We start from the raw sequence: 2,712 nt of genomic DNA, 5'->3' as shown, positions 1-2,712 counted from the left end.
ACCAGTCAATCAAATGGGAGAAAAGCTCCGCTTACCTCTTACCGGCCAGGCCTGGGATCAGACCAGAAGTCAAATCGGCCCAGAAAGGCAGGCATTCTTATTGCAGACGTTACCGTGAGGTTTGTAGCGACGCGCTTCAGGCTACATGTGGACAGGCGCAATGGCCGTGAAGGACGAGTTCGGGCAAGCGGACTGCAACTTTGCGCGACCGGTGTCTGGTGGAAATGTTCGGGCCAGGGTTCGCGCTCCAGATCAGGTTGAGGATGGCGAGGCAATTAACTCGAGAGAGGCTGGAGCCGGTCCCCAGTCCGGCAGACGAAGGCTTAACGCGCCGGGCGGTGTTGGGCGCCACCATCGGCAATATGCTCGAATTCTACGACTTCGGCACCTATAGCTTTTTCGCAATACAGATCGGTCAGGCGTTCTTCCCGGCAACCGACCAGTTCGCCAGCCTCATGCTGTCACTCGGAACCTTCGGCGCGGGTTTTGTGACCAGGCCAATCGGGTCCATCGTGCTCGGCTCCTATTCGGATCGGGTTGGCCGCCGGCCTGCCATGACCGCCAGCTTTGCTATGATGAGCGTCGCGGTCCTATTATTGGCCATTACGCCATCGTACGAGACAATAGGATTTGCCGCTCCGTTGCTAGCCATCTTCGCACGCTTGCTGCAGGGCTTTGCTCTCGGAGGCGAAGTCGGTCCAACGACAGCCTACTTGATGGAAGCGGCACCAGCCAAAGCCCGCGGTCTTGCTGTCTCCTTTCAGCCCGCGAGCCAACAGGTCGCTGCGACGGCTGGAGCGTTGGTTGGAGAAATACTCTCGCTCACCATGACAAGTGAGGCGCTCAATGCATACGGATGGCGGATCGCGCTGTTGCTCGGCGCCGTTACTTTGCCGTTCGGACTTTGGCTGCGGAGCGTCCTACCCGAAACGTTTCTCCGCCCGGAGGCGCCGGTTCTGGTCACCCGGCCTGTAAGGCGATCGCCCGCCGCTCGCCGCATCATGAGCTTGGGATTCGTCATCTTGGCCAGCTGCACGATCACTACTTACGTTACGGGATATATGACCACCTACGCCTTGAACACCCTCCACGTATCCGCGCCTCTCGCCTTCGGCGCCACGCTCATCAGCAATATGGCAGGCATTGCTGCGGCGCTGTTGGGCGGCCTGCTCGCCGACCGCGCAGGCCGCCGGCGCATCATGATATGGCCGCAGGCAGCTGCGTTGCTGATGATCTATCCGGTATTCTTGTGGATTGCAGAGAGCCGCAGCGCCTTCGCACTTTTAGGAGGCCTCGGCACGCTCACCCTTATCGGAACGGTTCCGTATAGCGCCTTCTACGTAAGCATGGCCGAGAGTTTGCCCAGGAACATTCGTGGTGGCGCCTTCGGGACGACTTACGCTTTTGCCATAGGCATTTTCGGAGGCACAGCTCAACTGGTCGTCACATGGCTGATCTACTTGACCGGGAGCGCACTCGCGCCCGCCTGGTACATGCTTTTCGCGAGCGCGGCCGGGCTCTTTGCCATGGTGATGATGCCGGAGACGGCGCCACTCAATTTCGAGCGAAACCATAGACGAACATCTGTAACGGCACGATCGCCGCCCTAGTAGCTTAGCCGAACAGGTAAGGATGACATCTGTGACGTCCGAAATGCGAACATCGAGCAGGAGCACGGTATGGGGCTAGCCCGAACAGCAATCTATCCTGAAAACTGGCGCAGCTTGACATCGTGAAGGAGTTCCGGCCGTAACGGCAGCGTCGCGGTCTGAAACGGCTTTCTCCGTTTACCCAACGTTCGCCGATGCTGCAGTTGAGCGATCGGGCTGCCGTCACCCGCCGGCTGGAGTGAGCAATGACTCTGATCATCTTTAGAGAACAAGAAGGCGCGGCTCGCACCATCCGCCAGCGTAAACGAACGGCATAAGGATGCGGCCGCTGACGGAGCAGCGGCCGCACGAGGCTCGATCCTCATTCTCTGCTTGATTGTTTTCCGTCGTCAGTGCAGCACGCACGCGGGATCGGTCAAGCAAAAAAACAGATCGCAGATACCATTCAATGGGTCATCGGCGCACTGAGGATACGATGTATCGGCTACCTGCACGCTGGAGGTGAGCGGTTGCGCGGCAACTTCTGCAGCAAATGGAGGTACCGCCGCGGTCGCAAGTGCGAGGGCGCTCGCCGTCACCAAAACTGACTTCTTCATTGGGAGATCGCTTCCCTAGGTTAGCCCCAGCCGTGGTGACGGTCTATATGACGACGCTACAATCGGTAAAATTGATTTTCTTGATCAGATCTATCGACCGAATGGATAAGTTCGGCCATCACCGCATCGCTCCGTCTACCCGCTCGGAACCTGTAGACCTACTTATGATCGGATGCTCGTCGCACCTCCGTCGATGCATTTCTCGGAGCACCCGACTAGGGTCTGTTTGGATTCAGGATTGAACTTCCCAGCCGGAACGATTCAAACTCAATCCGCTGCAGAAATGCCGGGGCCAAACACCTAGTTTTCCGTTAATTTCTCGGCGTCAGCTTACGGACAGCTAAGCTGCTTATCTGCGGAGTCAGGTCTAACGACCTGAAACACAATGCAACCGGCATAGGAGTGTGGTCGTCATGGACGATCGAGTTAACAATATGTCGCATGTTCCATCCTACGATGAGTATCATTACGCTAGCCCGTCTTATTCGTAAAGGACCGGCTCATGC

The 2,712-nt window shown here is 57.6% G+C and carries 2 protein-coding genes; one reads left to right on the top strand and one right to left on the bottom strand.

The window, feature by feature from the left end; genetic code table 11:
• The first annotated feature begins 263 nt into the window (after window positions 1–263).
• The gene (locus IC66_RS0142125; protein WP_174719444.1) at window positions 264–1,610 is read left to right on the top strand and encodes a citrate-proton symporter; all 1,347 of its coding nucleotides are present in this window, start codon (window positions 264–266) and stop codon (window positions 1,608–1,610) included.
• 389 nt (window positions 1,611–1,999) lie between these two features.
• On the opposite strand, the gene IC66_RS44895 is transcribed toward IC66_RS0142125, so the two are convergent.
• Window positions 2,000–2,206, bottom strand: coding sequence for a hypothetical protein (locus IC66_RS44895; RefSeq protein WP_011084669.1), 207 nt, complete (start codon window positions 2,204–2,206; stop codon window positions 2,000–2,002).
• Window positions 2,207–2,712: the final 506 nt, after the last annotated feature.

The sequence above is a fragment of the Bradyrhizobium genomosp. III genome, from assembly GCF_000261705.1.
Taxonomy (GTDB): domain Bacteria; phylum Pseudomonadota; class Alphaproteobacteria; order Rhizobiales; family Xanthobacteraceae; genus Bradyrhizobium; species Bradyrhizobium ottawaense.
The sequence above is the reverse complement of the archived record's forward strand: the minus strand, read 5'-3'. Positions and strand labels throughout refer to the sequence as shown.